Origin of the sequence: Shewanella sp. SNU WT4, from assembly GCF_006494715.1 — a bacterium.
Lineage (GTDB): Bacteria > Pseudomonadota > Gammaproteobacteria > Enterobacterales > Shewanellaceae > Shewanella.
The window spans coordinates 361,679-386,856 of the sequence record NZ_CP041151.1 but is presented as its reverse complement, the minus strand read 5'-3'; the positions used below and the strand labels follow the sequence as shown (position 1 = coordinate 386,856).

Sequence of the window (25,178 nt, the reverse complement as noted above, 5' to 3'; positions counted from 1 at the left end):
ATGTGGAAATGGTTACACCCTTACGCGGATCCAGAACGAGCATATCAGCTCGCTGGGAAATTACTGCCTTGGTTTGCGGCCCTAGCGATTGGCATGTTAGCCACCGGAACCCTGTGGGGACTGTTATTTGCGCCAACTGATTATCAGCAAGGCGATAGCTATCGCATCATCTTTATTCATGTGCCAGCTGCGTCTATGTCGATGGCTGCTTATATGGCCATGGCTACCGCCTCTTTTGTTGGTCTAGTATGGCAAATTAAAGCCGCCGACTGGGCTGCTGCCGCTATCGCGCCTATCGGCGCTGTTATCACCTTTATTGCATTAGTGACAGGCGCCACTTGGGGTAAACCTATGTGGGGCGCATGGTGGGTATGGGATGCACGTCTGACCTCTGAATTAGTATTATTATTCTTATACTTAGGCGTAATAGCTTTGTACTCATCTTTTGAGGATAAAGTACTCGCGGCGCGCGCTGCTGGCATTCTTGCCATTGTCGGTGTCATTAATATTCCAATTATTAAGTATTCAGTGGATTGGTGGAGCTCGCTGCATCAGCCATCAACCATTAGAATTACTGAAAAATCAGCCATGCCGACTGATATGCTGTATCCACTTTTAATCAATATTTTAGGTTTCGCCCTTATGATAGGTGCGCTGACTATCGTCCGCTTCCGTGCTGAAGTACTGGCACGTAACGGTATGCGCCCATGGGTACGCCAATTAGCGCTGGCACAAGGAGCTAAATAATGGAATTTAATTCATTCAGTGAATTTCTGAACATGGGCGGTTACGGCTTCTACGTGTGGTTAGCCTATGGTGTGAGCTTTGGTTCGTTATTAATTTTGACCATAGCAAGTGTTGGCCGCAAGAAACGAGTCCTGACTGAAATAGCGAAGAAGCTCGAACGCGAAGAACGACTTAAACAGAATCGGAGCAATAAACAGTGAATCCAAGACGTAAAAAGAGACTCGTATTAGCCGTTGGATTAATTGCTGGCGTTGCTGCAATTGCATCCTTGTTATTGTATGCCTTAAATTCAAACCTGAATTTATTCTATACACCAACCGAGATTACCCAAGGCAAGAAAGATACCGGCGTTAAACCAGAGCCAGGCCAACGGATCCGCGTTGGTGGCATGGTTACTGTTGGATCGTTAGTTCGCGATCCTGAAAGTCTACACATTGAGTTTGCAGTGCATGATGCTGCCGGTGGCGAAATCATAGTGACTTATGACGATCTGCTGCCAGATCTATTCCGTGAAGGCCAAGGTATTGTTGCCCAAGGCGTATTAACTGACGACTATAAACTGCAAGCTTCTGAAGTATTGGCCAAGCATGATGAAAACTACATGCCGCCAGAAGTCGCTGAAGCCATGGGTAAGACCCATGAAAAACTCGACTATAACGATGAACAAGTGAAATCAGTACAATAATACCAAGATGCCGCAACTCAGTTTGCGGCATTTTTTTAACTGCAATAACGCGCTTAAGTATACCGACATTCAAGCAATAACAAGTTTAGTGGCGTCAATGGATTAGATGCTCGCACATAGTCATGCCTCTTGTGATTAGCGCCTCAAGCACATCTGTCATCTAGCGTATGGCAAACTTCCTTAGCTTCCCCATAAATAGCCTAAAAACCACCCTTACTTACCATAACCCAACAAAATACTGATTCCCATGTAATACCGCTGATGGTTTACAGGTTTCAAACGCCCACAATCGCCGTTCTGCCAACGTTAAGTTCATTGTTACCATTGCCATTCTGAAGGGTATCAACGACCGGTAGAGCATGCTTACAGACTCGATTAATCCAAAGTAAAAGTTCTGGACTCAAATTGAGCCAAAAAACACAAGGCGGTGAAAATTATCGCTAACTTAAGTCGATACATAAGAAGTTTCATCAATCGGGATCATGGTACTTTAGAGTGATTAACTATGAGCTTGGCTGTTAAAGATAAATCTTAGGGAATAGCCAGTTTACCCCCAAATTAAACTCATTAATTTGACATATATAAACGCCACCCTGACGCCCACAGAGCCAGATACAGGCTTAAAAATAAATTGTGTAATCGAGATGCGTTTGAAGTGGAACTTTCCCGTAGCAGGGTGTGAGAGCTTTCTGAAGTGGCTTATCAGGTATAGTCATACCCATAGTGTTTTTCAGCAATAGAAAGAGTCTGCCAATAATGAATAACCATAAGCATAGTCAAACTTAATGCAGGCATACAGCACAGTGTAAATAAGGGGAGAAAGCTGGATAGTTTAATTTAGCTAGATAATGGAGCTAGAGCGAAGACAAACCTTAGAATTCAACAGATTTAAGATAATAAAAAACCGGACACTAGGCCCGGTTTTTTCATACAACCTGATTATTACTCAGCAGCTTCAACTTCAACAGCTTGAGCAGCTTCAGGACGACCAACTAGCTCGATGTAAGCCATAGGGGCTTTATCACCGGCACGCAGACCGCACTTCAGGATGCGGGTATAGCCACCAGGACGTTCCTGGTAACGTGGACCCAATTCATTGAACAATTTACCTACAACTTCAGAGTCGCGGGTACGAGCAAATGCCAGACGACGATTTGCAACGCTGTCACTTTTAGAAAGTGTTATCAGAGGCTCAACTACGCGACGGAGCTCTTTCGCTTTCACTAAAGTCGTCTTGATAATCTCATGACGAACCAGTGATGAAGCCATGTTACGGAACATAGCTTGGCGGTGGCTGCTGTTGCGGTTAAGTTGACGACCACTCTTACGATGGCGCATGACCTAATCCTTATAACCTAAATCTGTACAAACCTGGGACTTATAGGTCGTCTGCTAAACTAGCTGGAGGCCAGTTTTCCAAACGCATACCTAACGACAGTCCGCGAGAAGCCAACACATCCTTGATCTCGGTAAGAGATTTCTTACCCAGGTTAGGAGTTTTGAGCAACTCAACTTCAGTACGCTGTACCAGATCACCGATGTAATGAATCGCTTCAGCCTTCAAACAGTTGGCTGAACGTACAGTTAGCTCTAAATCGTCGACAGGACGCAGCAAAATCGGATCAAACTCTGGCTTCTCTTCTTTCTGTTCTGGTTCAGAAACATCACGCAATTCTACAAACGCATCTAGCTGTTCAGCCAAAATTGTTGCAGAGCGACGGATAGCTTCTTCTGGGTCGATAGTACCATTAGTGGTCATATCAATTACCAGTTTATCCAGGTCAGTACGTTGTTCCACACGAGCTGACTCAACATTATAAGCAATGCGAGCAACTGGTGAGAAAGAAGCGTCTACCAACAGGCGACCAATCGGGCGATCGTCGTCTTCGGTTTGAGCACGGGCAGAAGCCGGTACATAACCGCGACCACGTTCAACACGAATACGCATGCTGATATCATTGTTACCTGTCAGATGACAGATAACATGATCTGGGTTCACGATAGAGACATCGCCGTCGTGGGTGATATCTGCTGCAGTAACAGGGCCTGCGCCGGACTTGCTCAATGTGAGCATAGCCTCGTCTTTACCCTCGATAGTCACTGCTAACCCTTTCAGGTTCAGCAAGATTTCAAGGATATCTTCTTGTACGCCTTCCTTGCTGCTATATTCATGCAGCACGCCGTCGATCTCGACTTCGGTAACTGCGCAGCCGGGCATAGACGACAATAGGATGCGACGCAACGCGTTTCCTAAAGTGTGACCAAAACCACGTTCAAGTGGCTCCAGAGTCACCTTGGCACGCGTTGGGTTAACCTGCTCGATATCAACGAGACGCGGTTTAAGAAATTCTGTAACAGAACCCTGCATTGTGTCCTCTCTTGTTTGTTAGCTTTACTTAGAGTAAAGCTCGACGATCAGCTGTTCGTTAATTTCCGCAGACAAGTCGCTACGTTCTGGCAGACGCTTGAAAGCACCTTCCATCTTAGCGGTATCTACTTCAACCCATGTAGGCTTTTCGCGTTGAGCTGCCACTTCTAAAGCCGCTTTAATACGAGCTTGAGTGCGTGACTTCTCACGAATGCTTACAACATCATTCGCAGACACTTTGAATGACGGAATATTAACAACACGACCGTTGACCATAATAGACTTATGGCTAACTAGCTGACGTGATTCAGCACGAGTCGCGCCAAAGCCCATACGATAAACTACGTTATCCAGGCGGCATTCTAAAAGTTGCAACAGGTTTTCACCAGTGTTGCCTTTTGCACGTGCTGCATCTTTGTAATAGTTACGGAACTGCTTTTCCAGCACACCATAAATACGACGAACTTTTTGTTTCTCGCGCAGCTGAGTACCGTACTCAGACAAACGTGGCTTACGAGCGCCATGTTGGCCTGGTGCAGCTTCAAGCTTACACTTCGAATCAATTGCTCTCACACCGCTTTTCAGGAAAAGGTCTGTACCTTCTCGGCGGCTGAGCTTGAGCTTAGGACCCAAGTATCTTGCCATGATCTTTCTCCAATATCCTAGCTAGACGTCGTTATACGCGACGCTTTTTAGGAGGACGACAACCGTTATGAGGGATAGGCGTCACATCGGTAATGTTGGTAATTTTATAACCAACAGCGTTCAGCGCACGAATGGCTGACTCACGACCTGGACCTGGACCCTTCACGAAAACTTCAAGGTTTTTAACACCATAATCCTGAGCAGCAGCACCTGCGCGCTCAGCAGCCACCTGCGCAGCAAATGGAGTAGATTTACGTGAACCACGGAAACCTGAACCACCTGACGTCGCCCATGACAATGCGTTACCCTGACGATCAGTGATAGTAACAATTGTATTGTTGAAAGACGCATGGATATGCGCCATACCATCCGCAACCTGTTTACGTACGCGCTTACGCGGAGAACGTGACGGAACTTTAGCCATTGTCTACCTTCCCGTTACTTCTTGATTGGTTTACGTGGACCTTTGCGTGTACGCGCATTGGTCTTAGTACGTTGCCCACGAAGAGGCAGGCTACGACGATGGCGGAGACCACGATAACAACCAAGGTCCATAAGACGTTTGATGTTCATGGAAATCTCACGACGCAAGTCACCTTCTACAGTGTATTTGGCGACTTCTTCGCGTAGAGTATCAATTTGAGCTTCGCTCAATTCCTTGATCTTAGCATCTTCGGCGATTGAAGTAGCTGCGCAGATTGCTCTAGCGCGAGTACGTCCAATACCAAAAATTGCAGTCAAAGCAATGACTGTATGCTTTTGATCAGGAATGTTAATGCCAGCTATACGGGCCACTATGCACTCCTTATAAGTTAAAGGCCATCTGTGAAAAGCCCGAAAGGATACTCAACAGATGACAGTTTTGCAATCAATTTTTAATCAGCCCTATCAAATAGGGCTGATTAAATGTTTTTAGCCTTGACGCTGTTTGTGTTTTGGTTCAACACAGATAACGCGAACAACGCCACTACGCTTGATGATCTTGCAGTTACGGCAGATCCTCTTCACGGAAGCACGAACTTTCATTTCAACACTCCGTAAGCTAACTTATCGACCAAAGCGATCTAAATTCGCTTTGTTGACCAGATTAGCCTTCTTCATCACAGACTCATATTGATGTGACATCATATGTGTCTGAACCTGAGCCATAAAGTCCATGATCACGACTACCATAATCAGTAGTGAAGTACCGCCAAAATAGAACTGTACTTTCCACGCAATTAACATGAACTCCGGAATTAAGCAGATAAAGGTAATATACAAGGCGCCCGCTAAGGTCAGTCGAGTCATTACTTTATCTATGTAACGCGAAGTCTGTTCGCCAGGACGGATCCCGGGGATGAACGCACCACTCTTCTTCAAGTTATCTGCTGTTTCGCGAGGGTTAAACACCAACGCAGTATAGAAGAAACAGAAAAAGATAATTGCTGCTGCATACAATAATGAGTACAGCGGTTGTCCAGGGGACACAGCCAGTGAAAAATCACTTAACCATGACATAGACGGATTCTGACCGAACCACTGAGCCAGGGTTCCAGGAAACAGAATAATGCTGGACGCAAAAATTGGTGGTATCACACCAGCCATATTCACTTTCAACGGTAAATGCGTTGATTGCGCGGCAAACACCTTACGGCCTTGCTGACGCTTGGCATAGTTAACAACAATACGTCGCTGACCACGCTCAACAAACACTACAAAGTAAGTAACGGCAAATACGATAACCGCAATCAGTAGCAATACTAATACGTTCAAGTCGCCTTGACGCGCCTGCTCGGCCGTTTGGCCAATAGCTGAAGGCAGTCCGGCTACGATACCTGCAAAAATCAGGATCGAAATACCATTCCCTATGCCCCGTTCGGTAATTTGCTCACCTAACCACATCAGGAACATAGTTCCAGTGACTAAGCTCACCACAGCAGTGAAATAGAATCCTACACCTGGGTTTACTACTAAACCCGGAACCAGATTCGGCAATCCTGTTGCAATACCGACCGACTGGAATGTACCCAGCACGAGTGTACCCCAACGAGTATACTGACTGATTTTCTTACGTCCTGACTCGCCTTCTTTTTTCAATTCAGCTAATGCAGGATGTACCACAGTCAATAATTGCATAATGATCGATGCCGAGATATACGGCATGATCCCTAGTGCAAAGATGGAAGCGCGCTCAAGGGCACCACCCGAGAACATGTTAAACATGCCCAGGATGGTTCCTTTTTGCTGAGTAAACAGCTCGGCTAATACAGCAGCGTCAATACCAGGAATCGGTACAAATGAACCCGCCCTAAAGACGATAATCGCACCAATCACGAACAGGAGACGACGTTTCAATTCTGAAAAACCGCCCTTCGCGCTTTTTAAATCAAGTCCTGGTTTTGCCATCGACGTATTATTCCTCGATCTTACCGCCAGCAGCTTCGATAGCTGCGCGAGCACCTTTAGTAACCCGCAGACCTTTAACAGTCACTGGGCGTTCAATGGTACCTGAAAGAACGATTTTCGCAAACAGGATGTTGCGAGTAATTACGTTCGCATCTTTTAATGCGTTCAGGTCGATAACATCACCGTTAACTTTTGCCAGTTCGAGTAAACGAACTTCAGCAGTTACCAAAGCGATACGTGAAGTAAAGCCGAACTTAGGTAAACGGATCTTCAGTGGCATTTGACCACCCTCGAATCCAGGACGTACACCGCCGCCAGAACGAGATTTTTGACCCTTGTGACCGCGACCAGCAGTCTTACCCAAGCCTGAACCAATACCACGACCTACACGCTTAGGTGCAGACTTAGAGCCTGCAGCTGGAGATAGAGTATTTAAACGCATCTATTAATCCTCCACCTTAACCATGTAGTAGACCTTGTTAATCATACCGCGAACAGCAGGAGTATCTTGCAGTTCAACAGTGTGACCAATACGACGTAGACCTAAACCAGTCAGGGTCGCTCTGTGCTTTGGCAAACGACCAATAGCACTTTTAGTCTGAGTGACTTTTACAGTTTTAGTAGCCATGGTGCATTACCCCCGAATTTCATCAACATTCAGGCCACGCTTAGCTGCGATTTGCGCAGGTGACTTCATGTGCACCAGAGCATCTACAGTCGCGCGAACGATGTTGATCGGGTTAGTAGAACCGTATGCTTTTGACAGAACGTTATGAACGCCTGCTACTTCCAATACGGCACGCATCGCGCCACCGGCAATAATACCGGTACCTTTTGACGCCGGTTGCATGTAAACAAGTGAACCTGAGTGGCGACCTTTCACTGGGTGGTGAAGGGTACCTTTATTCAGTTCAACGGTTACCATGTTACGACGTGCTTTTTCCATTGCCTTTTGAATAGCAGCTGGAACTTCGCGCGCTTTACCATAGCCAAAGCCAACCTTACCATTGCCATCACCCACTACTGTCAGTGCGGTGAAGCTAAAGATACGGCCACCCTTAACTACTTTAGAAACACGATTAACTGCAATTAATTTCTCTTGCAGATCGTCTTTTTGCTGAGCTTCTAATTTAGCCATTGTTATAACCCCTTAGAACTGGAGGCCAGCTTCACGAGCAGCATCTGCCAGCGCAGCTACACGACCGTGATACTTGAAACCAGAACGATCGAAGGCAACAACAGTCACGCCTTTTTCGATCGCGCGTTCAGCAATAGCTTTACCTACTGCTTTAGCTGCGTCTACGTTGCCGGTAGATTTCAGAGCTTCTTTTACTGCTTTTTCAGCGGTAGAAGCTGCTGCAATTACTTGGGCATCGGCATTGATCACCTGAGCATAGATGTGACGTGGTGTACGATGTACAACCAGACGTGTCGCGCCTAGCTCTTGGATCTTCTTACGGGCGCGTAATGCGCGGCGTAAGCGAGATGTTTTCTTATCCATATCGCGTTACCTACTTCTTCTTAGCCTCTTTACGGCGAACGTTTTCGTCGTCATAACGAACACCTTTGCCTTTATAAGGCTCTGGTGGACGATAACCACGAATCTCAGCAGCAACTTGACCAACAACTTGCTTATCAACACCACGAAGGATGATGTCAGTCTGAGTTGGACATTCTACTGTTACGCCAGCGGGCAGCTTGTGTACCAGAGGGTGAGAGAAACCTAAAGTCAGATCAAGATCAGCACCAACGATTTTCGCGCGGTAACCAACACCAACTAACTTCAACTTCTTCTCAAAGCCTTGAGATACACCGATTACCATGTTGTTTAATAAAGCGCGTGCAGTACCAGCCTGTGCCCAAGCGTTAACAACGCCTTCAACAGGTTGAGACTTGATAACGCCTTCTTCAACAACAACAGCAACCGCGCTGTTGAAAACTCGAGTCAGAGAACCTTTACCACCTTTGATGGTAACTTCCTGACCGTTTACAGTCACCTCTACGCCAGCTGGGATAGTGACTGGTGCTTTTGCTACACGAGACATTCCTAGCTCCTTAAGCTACGTAGCAGATAACCTCACCACCCATGCCTACAAGGCGGGCGGCACGATCAGTCATCAGGCCTTGAGAAGTGGAAACGATTGCGACACCCAGTCCGCCCATCACTTTTGGTAACTCGTCTTTACCTTTGTAAATACGAAGACCAGGACGGCTTACACGCTGGATAGTCTCAACGACTGGCTGACCCTGGAAATACTTAAGAGTGATTTCCAGTTCAGGTTTGGCTTCACCTGCAACTGCGTAATCAGTGATATAACCTTCTTCTTTAAGCAGCTTTGCGATAGCAACTTTCAGCTTAGCAGAAGGCATCTTCACAGATACTTTGTTAGCAGCTTGGCCGTTACGGATACGGGTTAACATATCCGCAATAGGATCTTGCATGCTCATATTAGCTTACTCCGTGACAAGTATTACCAGCTGGCCTTACGCAGACCAGGAACTTCACCACGCATTGTTGCTTCGCGCAGTTTAATACGGCTTAAGCCGAATTTGCGCAAGAAGCCATGCGGGCGACCAGTTTGATTACAACGATTACGCTGACGCGCGGCGCTGGAATCACGTGGTAGAGCTTGCAGCTTAAGAACCGCATCCCAACGATCTTCGTCAGAAGTCAGTGGGCTGTTAATGATTTGCTTAAGTGCCGCGCGCTTTTCAGCGTACTTGGCCACGAGCTTTGCACGTTTGACTTCACGTGCTTTCATTGAAGTTTTTGCCATTACGCTACCCTTATTTTTTGAATGGGAAGTTAAAAGCGTCTAACAGAGCTCGACCTTCTTCATCAGTCTTCGCAGAGGTAGTGATAACAATATCCATACCGCGAATCTTATCGATTTTATCATAATCGATTTCTGGGAAGATGATTTGCTCACGCACACCCATAGCGTAGTTACCACGACCGTCGAATGACTTAGCACTCAGACCGCGGAAATCACGAATACGTGGGATTGCGATGTCAACCAAACGCTCTAAAAATTCCCACATGCGCTCACCGCGCAGGGTTACTTTACAACCAATAGGGTAGCCTTCACGGATTTTAAAACCAGCAACTGACTTACGAGCAACAGTCACTACTGGCTTTTGGCCAGCGATTGCAGTCATGTCACGAACAGCAGCGTCCATAACTTTCTTATCTGCAACAGCTTCACCAACACCCATGTTCAGGGTGATTTTATCAATCCGAGGGACTTGCATGACACTGCTATAACCGAACTTTTTAGCCAGTTCAGCGATCACAGTCTCTTTATATTTATCATGCAGTTTCGCCATCGTTTACTCCAGTTACTTAACGAGTTCACCGTTCGATTTAAAGAAACGAACTTTTTTGCCGTCTTCAAATCGGAAACCAACACGATCAGCCTTGCCTGTGGCATGGTTGAAGATCGCAACGTTTGATGATTGAAGTGGTGCTTCTTTCTCAACGATGCCACCAGTTACGCCCAGTTGTGGGTTTGGCTTGGTGTGCTTCTTAACGAGATTGATACCTTCAACAATCACTTTACCAGTAGGAAGTACTTGGGAAACTTTTGCGCGTTTACCCTTGTCTTTGCCTGCCAGTATAATTACTTCGTCTTGACGACGGATTTTAGCTGCCATTTTGAAGCTCCTTTACAGTACTTCTGGTGCCAGCGATACGATTTTCATAAATTGCTCATTGCGCAATTCACGTGTCACTGGTCCAAAGATACGAGTACCAATCGGTGCAAGGTTTGCGTTAAGCAAAACTGCTGCATTCCGATCGAAGCGAATGACAGAACCATCTGGACGACGTACGCCTTTCTTAGTACGGACTACCACCGCGTTATACACATCACCTTTCTTCGCTTTAGCGCGAGGAATAGCTTCTTTAACAGAAACCTTGATGATGTCGCCGATACCGGCATAACGACGATGAGAGCCACCCAAGACCTTAATACACTGAACTCTGCGAGCGCCGCTGTTACACGCGACATCCAGAGTCGATTGCATTTGGATCATTTTAAGTGCTCCGCTATCGTTACTACACAAAATCCCGTTTAGACGGGGTTATTTTCTTACCTCATTTTTGGCCAATATTGGTCAAAAATGGAGCGCAATTATAACACCATAAAATAGGCTTGGATAGTATTAAAAAACAAACGGCCCCAAAAAAGGGGCCGTTTCGCTAAAAAGACCTTACGCTACGTTAGGTCTAAAAACTACTTCAACCAGAGTCCAAGACTTAGTCTTAGACAGAGGACGACATTCACGGATAGTGACTACATCGCCTTCTTGACACTGATTTTGCTCGTCATGGGCATGAATCTTGGTAGTACGTTTGATGTACTTGCCATAGATTGGGTGCTTAACTTGACGTTCAATGGCAACAGTGATGGACTTGTCCATCTTATTGCTGGTCACACGACCTTGCAAAGTACGGATTGCCTGAGACATTATGCACCTGCCTTAGAAGTAATAATGGTCTTAACGCGCGCAATGTTACGACGCACTGTTTTCAGCTGGTGAGTTTGAGCCAGTTGACCAGTTGCGTGTTGCATGCGCAGGTTAAACTGCTCACGCAGCAGACCAAGTAATTCAGCGTTTAATTCTTCAACGCCCTTTTCTCTTAGTTCGCTCGCTTTCATTACATCACCGTCTTAGTTACGAAGGTAGTCTTGATTGGCAACTTGGCAGCGGCCAGTGCGAAAGCTTCGCGGGCCAACTCTTCAGATACGCCATTCATTTCGTAGAGTACCTTACCAGGTTGAATCTGACATACCCAGTATTCAACGTTACCTTTACCTTTACCCATACGCACTTCAAGAGGCTTAGAGGTAATTGGCTTGTCTGGGAAAACCCGAATCCAGATTTGTCCCTGACGCTTAATGTGACGTGTCATTGCACGACGCGCAGATTCGATCTGGCGAGCAGTTAAGCGGCCACGGCCGACTGCTTTCAGACCGAAAGTACCGAAGCTTACTTCAGTACCGTTCGCTAGACCACGGTTGCGGCCTTTGAACATCTTGCGAAACTTCATACGTTTAGGTTGCAGCATTGCTGGCTCTCCTACTTGTTACGAGGCTTGCGCTTAGGTTGCTGCTTCGGCTCTTCGATCTGAGGCAGCATACCGTCCAGAACTTCACCTTTGAAGATCCAAACTTTAATGCCAATCACACCGTATTGGGTGTGACTTTCTGCAGTAGAATAGTCGATGTCAGCACGCAGGGTATGCAAAGGTACACGACCTTCACGATACCACTCTGAACGCGCAATCTCAGCGCCGCCTAAACGGCCACTAACTTCTACTTTGATACCTTGGGCACCGATACGCATGGCGTTTTGTACTGCGCGCTTCATAGCACGACGGAACATTACGCGACGCTCTAGCTGCTGAGCAATAGAGTCAGCTACCAGTTTTGCGTCCATTTCAGGCTTACGGATCTCAGCGATGTTAATCTGAGCAGGGGTACCAGTCAGTTTTGCAACTTCGGCACGCAATACTTCAACATCTTCGCCTTTCTTACCAATCACAATACCTGGGCGGGCAGTGTGAATAGTAATGCGAATGCTTTTCGCTGGGCGTTCGATAACAATCTTAGATACTGATGCGGCTTTCAGCTTCTTTTCAAGAAACTTACGCACTTCCCAGTCGCTGTTCAGATTATTTGCATAGTCTGACTTATCTGCGTACCAGGTAGAGATCCAAGGCTTAGTGATACCCAGACGGATACCATTAGGATGTACTTTCTGTCCCATTGCTCTCTCCTAGCGATCTGATACAACCACAGTAATGTGGCTGGTACGCTTCATGATACGATCAGCACGACCTTTAGCACGAGGCATGATGCGCTTCATAGTTGGGCCTTCGTCTACGAAAACCTTGGCTATTTTCAGCTCGTCGATGTCTGCACCTTCGTTGTGCTCTGCGTTTGCAATAGCTGAGTCAACTACTTTCTTTACCAGTACGGCCGCTTTCTTAGGGCTGAAGGTCAAGATCTCAAGGGCCTTTGAAACAGGCAAACCGCGGATCTGATCAGCAACTAAGCGAGCTTTTTGCGCTGAAGTACGGGCAAAACGATGTTTAGCTAAAACTTCCATCTTATTCCTCCCGTATTAACGCTTCTTCGCTTTCTTATCTGCAGCATGGCCGCGATAAGTGCGAGTTGGTGAGAATTCACCCAGTTTATGGCCTATCATTTCGTCAGTTACGAAAACAGGTACGTGCTGACGACCATTATGGACAGCGATGGTCAAACCAATCATAGTTGGGATGATCATTGAGCGGCGAGACCAAGTTTTAATTGGCTTCTTGTCACCGGCTTCCATCGCTTTCTCTACCTTCTTCAGCAAGTGCAGGTCAATGAAAGGACCTTTCTTGAGAGAACGTGGCATGGCGAATCCTCTTATTACTTATTACGACGACGTACAATGTACTTGTCAGTGCGCTTATTACTACGAGTCTTATAACCCTTAGTAGGAACGCCCCATGGAGTCACTGGGTGACGACCACCTGAAGTACGACCTTCACCACCACCATGTGGGTGATCTACAGGGTTCATTGCAACACCACGCACTGTCGGGCGAATGCCTCTCCAGCGCTTAGCACCTGCTTTACCTAACTGGCGCAGCATGTGTTCGGCGTTACCAACTTCACCTAAAGTCGCGCGGCAATCTACTGGAACTTTACGCATTTCGCCAGAGCGAAGACGCAGAGTTGCATAGGCACCATCACGAGCTACAACTTGTACATAAGCACCTGCAGAACGTGCGATCTGAGCGCCTTTACCAGGCTTCATTTCAACAGCGTGTACTACAGAACCCACTGGAATGTTACGCAGTGGCAGTGCATTACCTACTTTGATGTCAGCATCAACACCAGACTTGATCAGGTCACCAGCTTTCATGCCTTTAGCGGCAAGAACATAGCGACGCTCACCGTCAGCGTACAGAACCAGCGCGATGTTCGCGGTACGGTTCGGATCGTATTCCAGGCGTTCTACTTTGCCCTGAATACCATCTTTGTTACGCTTAAAGTCGATCAGACGATAATGTTGCTTATGACCACCGCCCACATGACGGACAGTGATACGACCGGTGTTGTTACGACCACCAGACTTAGATTTTTTCGCCAGCAGGCCAGCAAAAGGTTTACCCTTATGCAGGTCGGTGTTAACCACTTTTACAAGGTGGCGACGACCTGGAGAGGTTGGCTTACATTTAACAATTGCCATGATAATTCTCCCTTTGCTTACTCAGCGCCAACGAAATCAATATCAGCACCAGCAGCCAAGGTAACATAGGCTTTTTTCCAATCGCTGCGACGACCAACACGGCCACCGGTGCGCTTAGTTTTACCTTTGTTTACCAAAGTGCGAACTGAGTCAACTTCAACTTCGAATAGCTTTGCTACGGCAGCTTTAATCTCAGCCTTAGTGGCATCGATAGCTACACGGAAAACTACAGTGTTAGTTTTTTCGGCGTTCACGGTGCTCTTTTCAGAGATGTGCGGAGCCAGAATAACTTTCAGCAAACGTTCTTCGCGGATCATGCTAGCATCTCCTCGATTTGCTTCACAGCAGCAGCAGTCACAAGCACTTTGTTGAAAGCGATCAGACTTACAGGGTCGAGACCTGCAACATCACGAACGTCAACCTTGTACAGATTGCGAGCAGCTAAGAACAAGTTCTCATCAACTTCAGCAGTAACAATTAACACGTCTTCTAAATCCATGGCTGCCAGCTTTGCTTTCAGCTCTTTAGTTTTAGGAGCTTCTACAGAGAACTCTTCAACTACGATCAGACGGTCTTGACGTACCAATTCAGACAGAATGCTCATCAGAGCACCACGGTACATCTTCTTGTTAACTTTTTGGCTGTGATCTTGAGTTTTAGCAGCAAATGTTACGCCGCCTCCACGCCAAATTGGGCTTTTCACACTACCAGCACGAGCACGGCCCGTACCTTTCTGGCGCCAAGGCTTTTTGCCTGAGCCAGTTACTTCCGCGCGAGTCTTTTGAGCACGAGTGCCCTGACGCGCGTTTGCAGCGTATGCTACAACTACCTGATGAACCAGTGCTTCATTAAAGTCACGGCCGAAGGTAGTTTCGGAAACTTCAAGAGCGCGTTGCGCGTCTTTCAATACCAATTCCATTACTATCTCCTCAGACCTTAAGCTTTAACAGCAGGCTTGATAATCAAGTCGCCATTGGTAGCGCCAGGAACGGCACCTCTCACCAGTAGCAGGTTACGCTCAGCATCTACACGTACAACGTCTAGATTTTGAGTAGTTACTTGCTCGGCACCCATGTGGCCTGACATTTTCTTGCCTTTAAATACGCGACCTGGCGACTGGTTCTGACCGATAGAACCGTTCGCGCGGTGCGCCAAGGAGTTACCGTGAGTCATATCTTGAGTACGGAAGTTCCAACGCTTAACGCCGCCCTGGAAACCTTTACCTTTTGATTGACCGGTAACATCTACTTTCGCTACATCAGCGAAGATATCAACGTTCAGCTCAGCACCAACTTCAATGCCTTCGCCTTCACCGTCTGCCAGACGAACTTCCCACAAACCACGGCCGGCTTCAACGCCTGCCTTGGCAAAATGGCCAGCTTCTGGCTTAGTGATGCGATTGGCTTTTTTGGCACCTGTTGTAACTTGCAGTGCACGGTAACCGTCAGTTTCCAAAGTTTTCACTTGGGTAACACGGTTAGCGGCAACTTCAATTACGGTTACCGGGATTGAAACGCCATCTTCAGTGAAGATGCGAGTCATACCCACTTTACGACCAATAAGACCGATAGCCATCTCTCAAACCTCTTCTTTGGATCTCAATTAACCCAAGCTAATCTGAACATCTACACCAGCGGCAAGATCCAGACGCATCAGAGCGTCAACGGTCTTCTCGGTTGGCTCTACGATGTCAACCAGACGCTTGTGAGTACGCAGTTCGTACTGGTCACGTGCATCTTTATTAACGTGCGGAGAGATCAAAATGGTGTAACGCTCTTTACGCGTAGGTAGTGGAATAGGACCACGTACCTGGGCGCCAGTACGTTTAGCAGTTTCAACGATTTCCGCAGTAGACTGATCAATCAAACGATGATCGAATCCTTTTAAGCGGATACGGATTCTTTGGTTCTGCATTGACCAGAGCTCCTAAAATGGACACATAAAAAATCACCCTCTAGCCGTTTCAATATAGAAAGGCAGAGCGAGATGATTTAACCGTTCGACTCCCAATCGGAGCCGCTGTTTATGATTAAGGCAATTGCTTAATCAATATATTCGCTTACTTTAAGTAAGTGAGGGGCACATTATACACGGCTACTTTTAAATAGCAACCCTGCTGTGCGAATAATCAACATTAATGCTGTTTATTAAAGTGCGCGGATTATACGGTCTTTTTTTGATGAGTGCAATTATTTCGTGACAATCTGCTTTTTCTGAACAATTAACCATATCCAAATCGCAGCCAATAAAAAAGGAGACCTAAGTCTCCTCTTTTAGTGTCTAACTAAGTTCGCAATTAAGCGATGATCTTAGCAACAACACCAGCACCAACAGTACGGCCACCTTCACGGATAGCGAAGCGTAAACCTTCGTCCATCGCGATTGGGCAAATCAGGGTAACAACCATCTTGATGTTGTCGCCTGGCATTACCATTTCAACGCCTTCTGGCAGTTCGATAGTACCGGTTACGTCAGTTGTACGGAAGTAGAACTGTGGACGGTAGCCTTTGAAGAATGGAGTGTGACGTCCGCCTTCATCTTTAGACAGTACGTATACTTCTGATTCAAAAGTAGTGTGTGGGTTGATTGAGCCTGGCTTAGCCAGTACTTGACCACGTTCTACGTCATCACGCTTAGTACCACGTAACAGAACACCACAGTTCTCACCTGCACGACCTTCGTCAAGCAGTTTACGGAACATTTCAACACCAGTACAAGTAGTCTTAGTAGTGTCACGAACACCAACGATTTCTACTTCGTCACCAACTTTAACGATACCGCGCTCTACACGACCAGTTACTACAGTACCACGGCCTGAAATAGAGAATACGTCTTCGATTGGCAGCAGGAATGGCTTATCGATGTCACGCTCTGGCTCTGGAATATAAGAATCCAGGGCTTCTGCCAGTTCAATGATCTTAGCTTCCCACTCAGGCTCGCCTTCCAGTGCTTTCAGAGCAGAACCCTGAATTACTGGTAAATCATCACCTGGGAAGTCATATTCAGACAGCAGTTCACGAACTTCCATCTCAACCAGTTCCAGCAGCTCTTCGTCATCTACCATGTCACACTTGTTCATGAATACGATGATGAAAGGTACACCTACCTGACGAGAAAGCAGGATGTGCTCACGAGTCTGTGGCATTGGACCATCAGTAGAAGCAACTACCAGGATAGCGCCGTCCATCTGAGCAGCACCAGTGATCATGTTTTTAACATAATCGGCGTGACCTGGACAGTCTACGTGCGCATAGTGGCGTGAAGGAGTGTCATATTCGATGTGAGAGGTATTAATGGTAATACCGCGCTCACGCTCTTCTGGAGCGTTATCGATTTGTGCGAAATCACGAGCTTCACCACCGTAGGTTTTAGCCAGTACGTGTGAAATAGCAGCGGTCAGAGTGGTTTTACCATGGTCAACGTGACCGATGGTGCCCACGTTAACGTGGGGTTTTTTACGTTCAAATTTAGCTTTAGCCACGATAAATTCCTTTCTTTTCAGAAATACCCGTCATTCGGGAGATAATCAGTCAAAATTGCAGGCCTGCCCCAGCCAAAATTAATTGCGGGACTCGATCACTGCCTTAGCAATGTTTTGTGGTGCTTCAGCGTACTTCAAAAACTCCATAGAGTATGAAGCACGACCCTGAGATGCGGACCGCAAATCAGTCGCATAACCAAACATTTCAGATAAAGGTACTACAGCATGGACCAGTTTAACACCACCGATGCCATCGTCCATTCCTTCGATTATTCCGCGGCGACGGCTCAGATCTCCGACCACGTCACCCATATAATCTTCAGGGGTAGTTACCTCAACTTTCATGCAAGGCTCGAGCAACACAGGGTTGGCTTGAAGCGCACCCTTCTTGAAGCCCATAGAACCTGCAACCTTGAAAGCCATCTCATTCGAATCCACATCATGATATGAACCATCGAATAAAGTGACTTTCACGTCCAACACAGGGAAGCCGGCAAGTACGCCATTCTTCGTCTGTTCTTGGATACCTTTGTCAACGGCTGGAATGTATTCCTTTGGAATAACACCACCAACAATAGCGTTGACGAATTCATAACCAAAGCCTTCTTCTTGCGGCTCCAGCTTTAACCATACGTGACCAAATTGACCGCGACCGCCTGACTGACGAACAAACTTGCCTTCAACTTCAACCGCTGAGCGGATAGTTTCACGATAGGCAACTTGTGGCTTACCAACGTTACATTCAACGCTAAACTCACGGCGCATGCGGTCAACGATGATATCCAAGTGTAGCTCACCCATACCAGAAATCAGGGTTTGCCCTGACTCTTCATCGGTCTCTACACGGAAAGATGGATCTTCTGCGGCTAACTTTTGTAGCGCGATACCCATCTTATCTTGATCAGCTTTCGATCTTGGCTCTACTGCGATAGTAATCACTGGCTCAGGAAATTCCATGCGCTCAAGAATTACTTTGTGATCAGGGTCACACAAGGTATCGCCTGTGGTCACATCTTTCAAGCCAATCAATGCGGCGATATCACCGGCACGTACTTCTTTTAATTCGTTGCGGTCATTAGCATGCATCTGCACGATACGGCCAATACGCTCACGTTTCATTTTTACTGAGTTATAAGCGGCTGAACCTGACTCTAATACACCGGAATATACACGAATAAAGGTCAAGGTACCGACAAATGGGTCAGTTGCAATTTTAAATGCCAACGCAGAGAACGGGGCATCATCTTCAGCATGACGCTCAACTTCTTGCTCATCCTCATCGATACCTTTAATGGCAGGCACATCGATTGGGGCTGGCAGATATTCAACCACGGCATCAAGCACAGCTTGAACACCTTTATTCTTAAAGGCACTACCGCAGGTTGCTAATACAATTTCGTTATTAATGGTACGTTGGCGCAGCGCGAGCTTAATTTCTTCTTCTGACAAATCACCTTCTTCTAGGTATTTATCCATCAGCTCGTCAGTGGCCTCTGCCGCTGCTTCAACCAGGTACTCACGCATCTCAGTTGCTTTCGCCACTAAGTGCTCAGGAATTGGCTCATAAGTAAAAGTCATACCCTGGTCTGCTTCATTCCAGTTAATGGCTTTCATCTTAATCAGGTCAACAACCCCTTTAAAATTCTCTTCGGCACCGATATTCATTTGAATAGGTACACAGGTCGCACCCAAGCGCTTACGAATTTGATTCACTACGCGATCAAAATCAGCGCCAGCACGGTCCATCTTGTTCACAAACACCATACGCGGAACGTGGTATTTGTCAGCTTGACGCCATACTGTTTCAGATTGGGGCTCTACTCCAGATGAACCACAAAAGACTACCACAGCACCATCAAGCACGCGTAATGAGCGCTCAACTTCAATGGTAAAGTCAACGTGACCAGGAGTATCAATGATATTAATACGATGTTCAGTGAACTGAGCATCCATACCGCGCCAGAAGGTGGTCACGGCCGCAGAGGTGATAGTAATGCCTCGCTCTTGCTCTTGCACCATCCAGTCAGTTGTTGCTGCACCATCGTGAACTTCACCGATCTTATGAGACAATCCGGTATAAAACAGTACACGTTCTGTCGTAGTGGTTTTACCAGCGTCAACGTGAGCACAAATACCGATATTACGGTAACGCTCAATTGGAGTTGTACGAGCCACGATTTATTCCCTCTTAACCAGGTTGTCCTGGGCAAATCGATAAAGGCGTGGGCTTGCGCCCACCCCCATATAAAGCAATTACCAGCGGTAATGAGCAAACGCTTTGTTTGCTTCTGCCATGCGATGCACGTCTTCGCGCTTCTTAACGGCAGTGCCTTTGTTGTCGGATGCGTCCAGCATTTCACCAGCCAGGCGCAGAGCCATAGATTTTTCACCACGCTTACGAGCAGCTTCAACCAACCAACGCATTGCTAACGCATTGCGACGAACTGGGCGAACTTCACAAGGAACTTGATAAGTAGAACCACCAACGCGACGAGATTTAACTTCGACAGTTGGACGTACGTTATCTAAAGCTGCTTCCAGGATTACCAGATGATCTTCGCCTTTTTTGGCAGAAACAACATCTAATGCTTTGTAGATAATTTTTTCAGCAGTCGACTTTTTGCCGTCCTGCATAATGACGTTGATGAACTTAGCCAGCAACTCACTGTGGAACTTTGGATCAGGTAGGATTTTACGTTGTCCTACAACGCGACGTCTTGGCATAACAATTCTCCGTATGCTTCAGGGATTTCCAAAACTGGAATCTCAATTAATCTAGCTTGGCCTTACTTAACGGATACGTTAAGACTTAGGACGCTTAGCACCGTACTTAGAACGAGCTTGGCGACGAGTAGTCACGCCAGCACAGTCTAATGCGCCACGAATAGTGTGATAGCGCACACCTGGTAAGTCTTTAACACGACCACCACGGATCAGGATCACACTGTGCTCTTGCAGGTTGTGGCCTTCACCGCCGATGTATGAAGTAACTTCAAAACCGTTGGTCAAACGCACACGTGCTACTTTACGCAGAGCAGAGTTTGGTTTCTTAGGGGTAGTGGTGTACACACGAGTACAAACACCACGCTTTTGTGGGCACGCGGCCAACGCTGGAACATTGGTTTTTTCTACCAATGCGCGACGTGGCTTACGTACCAACTGGTTAACTGTTGCCATTTAAAGCTCCAATCAGTTGATAATAACTGAAGTTGTAAGGGTGTAAAAAATCTATTCCCACAAGTGTGGGAGGCGGAATTTTAGAAAGCTAATGCCAGCCTGTCAAGAAATAGCCAACTTTAGTGTGAAATTCCGATAAAAAAGGCGCCTTAAGGCGCCTTTTTCAGTGCGCGAGGTTATTAATCCTGCCCAGATGTCATGTTCAGCAGATCAGCTAAGTTTTGTTCAGCTTCACTTGCACTGATAGTCGGGGCAACTTTAGCCTCTGACTTACCACGAGCTTGGTTACGCTTAATGTGATAAGCATAGCCAGTACCAGCAGGGATCAAACGACCAACGATTACGTTTTCTTTCAGACCACGTAAATCATCGCTCTTACCACCAACGGCAGCTTCAGTTAACACACGAGTTGTTTCCTGGAACGATGCTGCTGAGATAAATGACTCAGTTGCCAACGATGCTTTGGTGATACCCAGTAATTCACGATCGAATTTAGCGGTAATCTTGCCTTGTGCTTCCAGTTCGCGGTTTGCGATTTTCACGCGCGCCACTTCAACTTGCTCACCTTCTAAGAACTCAGTGTCACCGGCTTCGGTAATGATACACTTACGCAGCATCTGACGAACGATCACTTCGATGTGCTTGTCGTTAATCTTTACACCCTGCAGACGGTAAACGTCCTGCACTTCGTTGGTGATGTAGTTGGCGACATGGTGGATACCACGCAGACGCAAAATGTCGTGAGCGGCTTCTGGGCCGTCAGCAATCACTTCGCCACGCTCAACTTTTTCACCTTCGAACACGTTCAGGTTACGCCACTTAGGGATCATCTCTTCATAAGCATCGCCGTCGTTCGGTGTAATCACCAATCGACGCTTACCTTTAGTTTCTTTACCGAAACTAATGGTACCTGAGATCTCTGCCAAAATAGCAGGCTCCTTCGGTTTACGTGCTTCGAACAGATCCGCTACGCGTGGCAGACCACCGGTAATATCGCGTGTCTTAGACGATTCTTGTGGAATACGAGCTAACGCATCACCCACTCGAATTTGCGCGTTATCTTGCAGGTTCACAATCGCGTTACCTGGCAAGAAGTACTGAGCTGGAATCTCGGTACCAGGGATCATCAGATCAGCGCCGTGCTCGTTAACCAGACGTATCATTGGGCGCATTTCTTTACCCGCTGAGTTACGTTGACCAACGTCCAGAACCACAATTGAAGACAAACCAGTCAGTTCGTCGGTTTGTGTAGTCATGGTCACGCCATCGATCATATCCTGGAACTTAACATAACCCGCCACTTCAGTGATGATTGGGTGAGTATGTGGATCCCAGTTTGCGATGATTTCGCCAGCGTTTACCGAAGTATCATCCAGTTTTTCAAGCACGGTACCGTAAGGTACTTTATAGCGCTCTTTCTCACGACCTAACTCATCGATGATGGCCAGTTCAGAAGAACGAGAAACGATTACCAGCTTACCTTCGTTGTTAGTTACGTGCTTAGCATTGTGCAGTTTCAAACTACCAGAGTTCTTAACTTGAACATTGTTTTCAGCAGACGCTCGAGACGCCGCACCACCGATGTGGAAGGTACGCATCGTTAACTGTGTACCAGGTTCACCGATTGACTGTGCGGCGATAACACCGATAGCCTCACCGTGGTTGATGATATGGCCACGAGCCAAGTCACGACCATAACAGTTAGCACACACACCAAAGTCAGTATTACAGCTGATCACAGAGCGAACGATAACTTCATCAACGCTGTTTTCTTCTAACTTGTCACACCAAGCTTCGTCTAACAGGGTATTGCGAGGAGCTAATACGTCATTAGTACCTGGATAGAATACGTCAATAGCAACCACACGGCCCAGTACGCGTTCGCGTAATGGCTCAACCACATCACCACCTTCAATCAGCGGCTTCATGGTCAGACCTTCGTGAGTACCACAATCGTCTTCAATAACAACTAAGTCTTGAGCAACATCAACCAGACGACGAGTCAGGTAACCCGAGTTAGCTGTCTTCAATGCGGTATCGGCAAGACCCTTACGCGCACCGTGAGTCGAAATAAAGTACTGAAGTACGTTCAGACCTTCACGGAAGTTTGCCACAATTGGGGTCTCAATGATCGAACCATCTGGTTTCGCCATCAGACCACGCATACCCGCCAACTGACGGATCTGGGCAGCACTACCACGAGCGCCTGAGTCGGCCATCATAAAGATACTGTTGAATGACTTCTGTCTTTCTTCAACGCCATCTTTGTTGATAACGGCTTCAGTCGACAGGTTCTCCATCATCGCCTTAGACACTTTTTCGTTTGTCCGGGCCCAGATATCGATAACCTTGTTATAACGCTCACCTGCAGTAACCAAACCAGACTGGAACTGTTCTTGAATTTCCAGTACTTCAGCTTCCGCATCAGCAACTAATTCAATCTTCTCATCTGGGATCACCATGTCGTTGATACCTACAGAGGCACCAGAGATAGTGGCGAAATGGAAACCGGTATACATCAATTGGTCAGCGAAGATAACAGTATCTTTCAGACCCATTTGACGATAACAAGTGTTCAGCAGCTTAGAGATCTGCTTTTTACCCATGTCTTGGTTCACTAAGTCAAATGACATGCCTTGTGGCAGGATCATCGACAGCAGTGCACGACCAACAGTGGTATCTACAATGCGACGGCTCTGAGTACGCTCACCGTTCTCAGCAATGTGAGTTTCAGTGATACGTACTTTCACGCGTGAGTGCAGTTCAACAACACCTACACGGTAAGCTTTCTCAGCTTCAGCCACACAGGCAAATGCCATGCCTTCACCTTTACCGTTAACTTTTTCACGGCTGGTGTAGTACAGGCCCAATACCACGTCCTGAGAAGGAACGATAATTGGTTCACCGTTTGCTGGTGACAGAATGTTGTTGGTTGACATCATCAACGCACGAGCTTCTAACTGAGCTTCCAGAGTCAGAGGAACGTGAACAGCCATTTGGTCACCGTCGAAGTCGGCGTTGTATGCCGCACACACTAATGGGTGCAGTTGAATCGCTTTACCTTCGATCAGTACTGGTTCAAACGCCTGGATACCCAGACGGTGAAGTGTTGGTGCACGGTTAAGCAATACTGGATGTTCGCGGATCACTTCATCCAATACGTCCCACACTTCGCCTACTTCACGCTCAACCATTTTCTTAGCAGCTTTAATGGTAGTAGCTAAGCCACGACCTTCTAACTTGCCATAGATGAACGGCTTGAACAGTTCCAGAGCCATCTTCTTAGGAAGACCACACTGATGCAGACGTAAGGTTGGACCTACGGTAATTACCGAACGACCAGAGTAGTCAACGCGCTTACCGAGCAAGTTCTGACGGAAACGACCTTGCTTACCTTTGATCATGTCGGCCAAAGACTTCAGAGGACGCTTGTTAGAACCTGTGATAGCACGACCACGACGACCGTTATCTAACAGGGCATCAACAGATTCCTGCAACATACGCTTTTCGTTGCGTACGATAATATCTGGCGCAGCCAGATCTAACAGACGCTTCAAACGGTTGTTACGGTTGATCACGCGACGATATAAATCGTTCAGATCTGACGTCGCAAAGCGACCGCCATCCAGTGGTACCAAAGGACGTAAGTCAGGTGGCAGTACTGGCAGCACTTTCAAGATCATCCACTCAGGCTTGTTGCCTGAAGTGAAGAAAGCTTCCATCAGCTTTAAACGCTTGGTGACTTTCTTACGACGTGTTTCAGAGTTGATTGATGGCAGCTCTTCACGCATTTGCTCGATTTCTTTTTCGAGATCAATTGCGCGCAGCAGTTCTAATACTGCTTCAGCACCCATCTTAGCTTCAAACTCATCACCGTACTCTTCTAAGGCATCTAAGTAGGTTTCTTCAGTCAACATTTGACCGCGCTCGAGGCTAGTCATACCAGCTTCGATAACTACAAAAGATTCAAAGTACAGAACACGTTCGATATCACGCAAGGTCATATCCAGCATCAAACCGATACGGGATGGCAGTGATTTCAAGAACCAAATGTGGGCAACTGGGCTTGCCAGTTCAATGTGACCCATGCGCTCACGACGCACTTTAGTTTGAGTCACTTCAACGCCACACTTCTCACAGATCACTCCGCGATGCTTAAGGCGTTTGTATTTACCACACAAACATTCGTAATCTTTTACCGGACCAAAAATACGCGCACAGAACAAACCTTCACGCTCAGGCTTGAAAGTACGGTAGTTAATGGTTTCAGGCTTCTTAACTTCACCAAATGACCAAGAACGGATCAGATCAGGTGACGCAAGGCCAATCTTGATACCATTAAATTCTTCAGTCTTACTTTGCTGTTTCAGAAACTTTAATAAGTCTTTCACGTTTCTCTCCTGAAGGAGTTAAACCGGATGCCCCGCCGAGGCGGGACAC

General features: G+C 46.9%; 36 protein-coding genes. 3 read left to right on the top strand and 33 right to left on the bottom strand.

The annotated features are described in order from the left end of the window. Genes ccmC through ccmE form a run of 3 tightly spaced genes read left to right on the top strand, consistent with a single transcriptional unit; the run spans window position 1 to window position 1,432 of the window. A complete protein-coding gene (ccmC, locus tag FJQ87_RS01755) occupies window positions 1-747 on the top strand; it encodes a heme ABC transporter permease CcmC (protein ID WP_140930220.1) in 747 nt (248 codons plus the stop codon). Further along, window positions 747-947, top strand: a complete 201-nt coding sequence (gene ccmD / locus FJQ87_RS01750) for a heme exporter protein CcmD (protein ID WP_140930219.1) — start codon at window positions 747-749, stop codon at window positions 945-947. Before ccmC ends, ccmD begins: the two co-directional genes overlap by 1 nt. After that, window positions 944-1,432 (top strand): cytochrome c maturation protein CcmE, encoded by a 489-nt coding sequence (ccmE, locus tag FJQ87_RS01745; RefSeq protein WP_140930218.1) that lies wholly within the window; start codon window positions 944-946, stop codon window positions 1,430-1,432. The genes ccmD and ccmE overlap by 4 nt, the downstream gene beginning before the upstream one ends. Before the next feature lie 942 nt (window positions 1,433-2,374). Here the strand turns inward: ccmE and rplQ are convergent. The 33 genes from rplQ to rpoC all read right to left on the bottom strand — a co-directional run bounded on the left by rplQ (window position 2,375) and on the right by rpoC (window position 25,129). Beyond that, complete coding sequence (rplQ, locus tag FJQ87_RS01740; protein WP_140930217.1) at window positions 2,375-2,770, bottom strand: 50S ribosomal protein L17; 396 nt, start codon at window positions 2,768-2,770, stop codon at window positions 2,375-2,377. A gap of 40 nt (window positions 2,771-2,810) precedes the next feature. Beyond that, complete coding sequence (gene rpoA / locus FJQ87_RS01735; RefSeq protein WP_140930216.1) at window positions 2,811-3,800, bottom strand: DNA-directed RNA polymerase subunit alpha; 990 nt, start codon at window positions 3,798-3,800, stop codon at window positions 2,811-2,813. 24 nt (window positions 3,801-3,824) lie between these two features. Beyond that, a complete protein-coding gene (gene rpsD, locus FJQ87_RS01730; protein ID WP_140930215.1) occupies window positions 3,825-4,445 on the bottom strand; it encodes a 30S ribosomal protein S4 in 621 nt (206 codons plus the stop codon). A gap of 31 nt (window positions 4,446-4,476) precedes the next feature. Next, window positions 4,477-4,869 (bottom strand): 30S ribosomal protein S11, encoded by a 393-nt coding sequence (gene rpsK / locus FJQ87_RS01725; RefSeq protein ID WP_140930214.1) that lies wholly within the window; start codon window positions 4,867-4,869, stop codon window positions 4,477-4,479. A gap of 14 nt (window positions 4,870-4,883) precedes the next feature. Continuing rightward, window positions 4,884-5,240, bottom strand: a complete 357-nt coding sequence (gene rpsM, locus FJQ87_RS01720; protein WP_140930213.1) for a 30S ribosomal protein S13 — start codon at window positions 5,238-5,240, stop codon at window positions 4,884-4,886. A 117-nt stretch (window positions 5,241-5,357) separates the two neighbouring features. Further along, on the bottom strand, window positions 5,358-5,471 hold the full coding sequence (rpmJ, locus tag FJQ87_RS01715; protein WP_140930212.1) for a 50S ribosomal protein L36: 114 nt from the start codon (window positions 5,469-5,471) through the stop codon (window positions 5,358-5,360). Window positions 5,472-5,492: 21 nt separating this feature from the next. Next, window positions 5,493-6,833: a preprotein translocase subunit SecY gene (gene secY / locus FJQ87_RS01710; RefSeq protein ID WP_140930211.1), complete on the bottom strand. Its 1,341-nt coding sequence runs from the start codon at window positions 6,831-6,833 to the stop codon at window positions 5,493-5,495. Between the two features lie 7 nt (window positions 6,834-6,840). Continuing rightward, window positions 6,841-7,275 (bottom strand): 50S ribosomal protein L15, encoded by a 435-nt coding sequence (gene rplO / locus FJQ87_RS01705; protein ID WP_140930210.1) that lies wholly within the window; start codon window positions 7,273-7,275, stop codon window positions 6,841-6,843. A 3-nt stretch (window positions 7,276-7,278) separates the two neighbouring features. Then, complete coding sequence (gene rpmD / locus FJQ87_RS01700) at window positions 7,279-7,461, bottom strand: 50S ribosomal protein L30 (protein WP_140930209.1); 183 nt, start codon at window positions 7,459-7,461, stop codon at window positions 7,279-7,281. A 6-nt stretch (window positions 7,462-7,467) separates the two neighbouring features. Beyond that, window positions 7,468-7,971 (bottom strand): 30S ribosomal protein S5, encoded by a 504-nt coding sequence (gene rpsE, locus FJQ87_RS01695; protein ID WP_140930208.1) that lies wholly within the window; start codon window positions 7,969-7,971, stop codon window positions 7,468-7,470. Window positions 7,972-7,983: 12 nt separating this feature from the next. After that, window positions 7,984-8,334, bottom strand: a complete 351-nt coding sequence (rplR, locus tag FJQ87_RS01690) for a 50S ribosomal protein L18 (RefSeq protein WP_140930207.1) — start codon at window positions 8,332-8,334, stop codon at window positions 7,984-7,986. Window positions 8,335-8,344: 10 nt separating this feature from the next. Beyond that, window positions 8,345-8,878: a 50S ribosomal protein L6 gene (gene rplF / locus FJQ87_RS01685; protein ID WP_140930206.1), complete on the bottom strand. Its 534-nt coding sequence runs from the start codon at window positions 8,876-8,878 to the stop codon at window positions 8,345-8,347. A gap of 10 nt (window positions 8,879-8,888) precedes the next feature. Further along, entirely contained in the window at window positions 8,889-9,281 is a 393-nt protein-coding gene (gene rpsH / locus FJQ87_RS01680; RefSeq protein WP_140930205.1) for a 30S ribosomal protein S8, read from the bottom strand. Between the two features lie 23 nt (window positions 9,282-9,304). Further along, complete coding sequence (rpsN, locus tag FJQ87_RS01675; RefSeq protein ID WP_140930204.1) at window positions 9,305-9,610, bottom strand: 30S ribosomal protein S14; 306 nt, start codon at window positions 9,608-9,610, stop codon at window positions 9,305-9,307. Between the two features lie 10 nt (window positions 9,611-9,620). Then, complete coding sequence (rplE, locus tag FJQ87_RS01670) at window positions 9,621-10,160, bottom strand: 50S ribosomal protein L5 (protein WP_140930203.1); 540 nt, start codon at window positions 10,158-10,160, stop codon at window positions 9,621-9,623. A 12-nt stretch (window positions 10,161-10,172) separates the two neighbouring features. Beyond that, window positions 10,173-10,487: a 50S ribosomal protein L24 gene (gene rplX, locus FJQ87_RS01665; RefSeq protein WP_140930202.1), complete on the bottom strand. Its 315-nt coding sequence runs from the start codon at window positions 10,485-10,487 to the stop codon at window positions 10,173-10,175. Between the two features lie 12 nt (window positions 10,488-10,499). Further along, on the bottom strand, window positions 10,500-10,868 hold the full coding sequence (rplN, locus tag FJQ87_RS01660) for a 50S ribosomal protein L14 (RefSeq protein ID WP_140930201.1): 369 nt from the start codon (window positions 10,866-10,868) through the stop codon (window positions 10,500-10,502). A 177-nt stretch (window positions 10,869-11,045) separates the two neighbouring features. Continuing rightward, on the bottom strand, window positions 11,046-11,303 hold the full coding sequence (rpsQ, locus tag FJQ87_RS01655) for a 30S ribosomal protein S17 (protein ID WP_140930200.1): 258 nt from the start codon (window positions 11,301-11,303) through the stop codon (window positions 11,046-11,048). Beyond that, complete coding sequence (rpmC, locus tag FJQ87_RS01650; protein ID WP_140930199.1) at window positions 11,303-11,494, bottom strand: 50S ribosomal protein L29; 192 nt, start codon at window positions 11,492-11,494, stop codon at window positions 11,303-11,305. The genes rpsQ and rpmC overlap by 1 nt, the downstream gene beginning before the upstream one ends. Then, entirely contained in the window at window positions 11,494-11,904 is a 411-nt protein-coding gene (gene rplP / locus FJQ87_RS01645) for a 50S ribosomal protein L16 (protein ID WP_039036042.1), read from the bottom strand. Before rplP ends, rpmC begins: the two co-directional genes overlap by 1 nt. Before the next feature lie 11 nt (window positions 11,905-11,915). After that, entirely contained in the window at window positions 11,916-12,605 is a 690-nt protein-coding gene (gene rpsC, locus FJQ87_RS01640) for a 30S ribosomal protein S3 (protein ID WP_140930198.1), read from the bottom strand. A 9-nt stretch (window positions 12,606-12,614) separates the two neighbouring features. Continuing rightward, the gene (gene rplV, locus FJQ87_RS01635; RefSeq protein ID WP_140930197.1) at window positions 12,615-12,947 is read right to left on the bottom strand and encodes a 50S ribosomal protein L22; all 333 of its coding nucleotides are present in this window, start codon (window positions 12,945-12,947) and stop codon (window positions 12,615-12,617) included. A 15-nt stretch (window positions 12,948-12,962) separates the two neighbouring features. Further along, window positions 12,963-13,241, bottom strand: a complete 279-nt coding sequence (rpsS, locus tag FJQ87_RS01630) for a 30S ribosomal protein S19 (protein WP_140930196.1) — start codon at window positions 13,239-13,241, stop codon at window positions 12,963-12,965. Between the two features lie 14 nt (window positions 13,242-13,255). Beyond that, window positions 13,256-14,080 carry a 50S ribosomal protein L2 gene (gene rplB, locus FJQ87_RS01625; protein ID WP_140930195.1) on the bottom strand — a complete coding sequence of 275 codons (825 nt, stop codon included), beginning with the start codon at window positions 14,078-14,080 and terminating at the stop codon, window positions 13,256-13,258. 17 nt (window positions 14,081-14,097) lie between these two features. Beyond that, complete coding sequence (gene rplW / locus FJQ87_RS01620; RefSeq protein WP_140930194.1) at window positions 14,098-14,397, bottom strand: 50S ribosomal protein L23; 300 nt, start codon at window positions 14,395-14,397, stop codon at window positions 14,098-14,100. Next, window positions 14,394-14,999: a 50S ribosomal protein L4 gene (gene rplD, locus FJQ87_RS01615; RefSeq protein WP_140930193.1), complete on the bottom strand. Its 606-nt coding sequence runs from the start codon at window positions 14,997-14,999 to the stop codon at window positions 14,394-14,396. Before rplD ends, rplW begins: the two co-directional genes overlap by 4 nt. Before the next feature lie 17 nt (window positions 15,000-15,016). Beyond that, window positions 15,017-15,655: a 50S ribosomal protein L3 gene (gene rplC / locus FJQ87_RS01610; protein WP_140930192.1), complete on the bottom strand. Its 639-nt coding sequence runs from the start codon at window positions 15,653-15,655 to the stop codon at window positions 15,017-15,019. 27 nt (window positions 15,656-15,682) lie between these two features. Continuing rightward, a complete protein-coding gene (rpsJ, locus tag FJQ87_RS01605; protein WP_006083601.1) occupies window positions 15,683-15,994 on the bottom strand; it encodes a 30S ribosomal protein S10 in 312 nt (103 codons plus the stop codon). A 382-nt stretch (window positions 15,995-16,376) separates the two neighbouring features. Continuing rightward, window positions 16,377-17,561, bottom strand: coding sequence for an elongation factor Tu (tuf, locus tag FJQ87_RS01600; RefSeq protein WP_140930180.1), 1,185 nt, complete (start codon window positions 17,559-17,561; stop codon window positions 16,377-16,379). 78 nt (window positions 17,562-17,639) lie between these two features. Further along, window positions 17,640-19,736: an elongation factor G gene (fusA, locus tag FJQ87_RS01595; RefSeq protein ID WP_140930191.1), complete on the bottom strand. Its 2,097-nt coding sequence runs from the start codon at window positions 19,734-19,736 to the stop codon at window positions 17,640-17,642. A 78-nt stretch (window positions 19,737-19,814) separates the two neighbouring features. Further along, window positions 19,815-20,285 carry a 30S ribosomal protein S7 gene (gene rpsG, locus FJQ87_RS01590; RefSeq protein ID WP_140930190.1) on the bottom strand — a complete coding sequence of 157 codons (471 nt, stop codon included), beginning with the start codon at window positions 20,283-20,285 and terminating at the stop codon, window positions 19,815-19,817. A 78-nt stretch (window positions 20,286-20,363) separates the two neighbouring features. Further along, entirely contained in the window at window positions 20,364-20,738 is a 375-nt protein-coding gene (gene rpsL / locus FJQ87_RS01585; protein ID WP_140930189.1) for a 30S ribosomal protein S12, read from the bottom strand. Between the two features lie 179 nt (window positions 20,739-20,917). Further along, on the bottom strand, window positions 20,918-25,129 hold the full coding sequence (rpoC, locus tag FJQ87_RS01580; RefSeq protein WP_140930188.1) for a DNA-directed RNA polymerase subunit beta': 4,212 nt from the start codon (window positions 25,127-25,129) through the stop codon (window positions 20,918-20,920). Window positions 25,130-25,178 lie beyond the last annotated feature (49 nt).

Coding starts and splice junctions, on each gene's coding strand:
- rplN (WP_140930201.1), bottom strand. CDS start 10,868: ATGATCCAAATGCAATCGACTCTGGATGTCGCGTGTAACAGCGGCGCT.
- rpsE (WP_140930208.1), bottom strand. CDS start 7,971: ATGGCTAAATTAGAAGCTCAGCAAAAAGACGATCTGCAAGAGAAATTA.
- rpmD (WP_140930209.1), bottom strand. CDS start 7,461: ATGGCTACTAAAACTGTAAAAGTCACTCAGACTAAAAGTGCTATTGGT.
- rplC (WP_140930192.1), bottom strand. CDS start 15,655: ATGGCTATCGGTCTTATTGGTCGTAAAGTGGGTATGACTCGCATCTTC.
- ccmC (WP_140930220.1), top strand. CDS start 1: ATGTGGAAATGGTTACACCCTTACGCGGATCCAGAACGAGCATATCAG.
- rplP (WP_039036042.1), bottom strand. CDS start 11,904: ATGCTGCAACCTAAACGTATGAAGTTTCGCAAGATGTTCAAAGGCCGC.
- rpsS (WP_140930196.1), bottom strand. CDS start 13,241: ATGCCACGTTCTCTCAAGAAAGGTCCTTTCATTGACCTGCACTTGCTG.
- rpsQ (WP_140930200.1), bottom strand. CDS start 11,303: ATGTCTCAGGCAATCCGTACTTTGCAAGGTCGTGTGACCAGCAATAAG.
- rplQ (WP_140930217.1), bottom strand. CDS start 2,770: ATGCGCCATCGTAAGAGTGGTCGTCAACTTAACCGCAACAGCAGCCAC.
- rpsC (WP_140930198.1), bottom strand. CDS start 12,605: ATGGGACAGAAAGTACATCCTAATGGTATCCGTCTGGGTATCACTAAG.
- rpsL (WP_140930189.1), bottom strand. CDS start 20,738: ATGGCAACAGTTAACCAGTTGGTACGTAAGCCACGTCGCGCATTGGTA.
- rplR (WP_140930207.1), bottom strand. CDS start 8,334: ATGGATAAGAAAACATCTCGCTTACGCCGCGCATTACGCGCCCGTAAG.
- rplD (WP_140930193.1), bottom strand. CDS start 14,999: ATGGAATTGGTATTGAAAGACGCGCAACGCGCTCTTGAAGTTTCCGAA.
- rplX (WP_140930202.1), bottom strand. CDS start 10,487: ATGGCAGCTAAAATCCGTCGTCAAGACGAAGTAATTATACTGGCAGGC.
- rpoA (WP_140930216.1), bottom strand. CDS start 3,800: ATGCAGGGTTCTGTTACAGAATTTCTTAAACCGCGTCTCGTTGATATC.
- rplO (WP_140930210.1), bottom strand. CDS start 7,275: ATGCGTTTAAATACTCTATCTCCAGCTGCAGGCTCTAAGTCTGCACCT.
- rplV (WP_140930197.1), bottom strand. CDS start 12,947: ATGGAAGTTTTAGCTAAACATCGTTTTGCCCGTACTTCAGCGCAAAAA.
- rpsK (WP_140930214.1), bottom strand. CDS start 4,869: ATGGCTAAAGTTCCGTCACGTTCTCCGCGTAAGCGCGTACGTAAACAG.
- rpsD (WP_140930215.1), bottom strand. CDS start 4,445: ATGGCAAGATACTTGGGTCCTAAGCTCAAGCTCAGCCGCCGAGAAGGT.
- rpsG (WP_140930190.1), bottom strand. CDS start 20,285: ATGCCAAGACGTCGCGTTGTAGGACAACGTAAAATCCTACCTGATCCA.
- rpmC (WP_140930199.1), bottom strand. CDS start 11,494: ATGAAAGCGAGCGAACTAAGAGAAAAGGGCGTTGAAGAATTAAACGCT.
- rpsJ (WP_006083601.1), bottom strand. CDS start 15,994: ATGCAGAACCAAAGAATCCGTATCCGCTTAAAAGGATTCGATCATCGT.
- rplE (WP_140930203.1), bottom strand. CDS start 10,160: ATGGCGAAACTGCATGATAAATATAAAGAGACTGTGATCGCTGAACTG.
- rplW (WP_140930194.1), bottom strand. CDS start 14,397: ATGATCCGCGAAGAACGTTTGCTGAAAGTTATTCTGGCTCCGCACATC.
- rpmJ (WP_140930212.1), bottom strand. CDS start 5,471: ATGAAAGTTCGTGCTTCCGTGAAGAGGATCTGCCGTAACTGCAAGATC.
- rplF (WP_140930206.1), bottom strand. CDS start 8,878: ATGTCTCGTGTAGCAAAAGCACCAGTCACTATCCCAGCTGGCGTAGAG.
- rplB (WP_140930195.1), bottom strand. CDS start 14,080: ATGGCAATTGTTAAATGTAAGCCAACCTCTCCAGGTCGTCGCCACCTT.
- rpsN (WP_140930204.1), bottom strand. CDS start 9,610: ATGGCAAAAACTTCAATGAAAGCACGTGAAGTCAAACGTGCAAAGCTC.
- rpsH (WP_140930205.1), bottom strand. CDS start 9,281: ATGAGCATGCAAGATCCTATTGCGGATATGTTAACCCGTATCCGTAAC.
- ccmD (WP_140930219.1), top strand. CDS start 747: ATGGAATTTAATTCATTCAGTGAATTTCTGAACATGGGCGGTTACGGC.
- secY (WP_140930211.1), bottom strand. CDS start 6,833: ATGGCAAAACCAGGACTTGATTTAAAAAGCGCGAAGGGCGGTTTTTCA.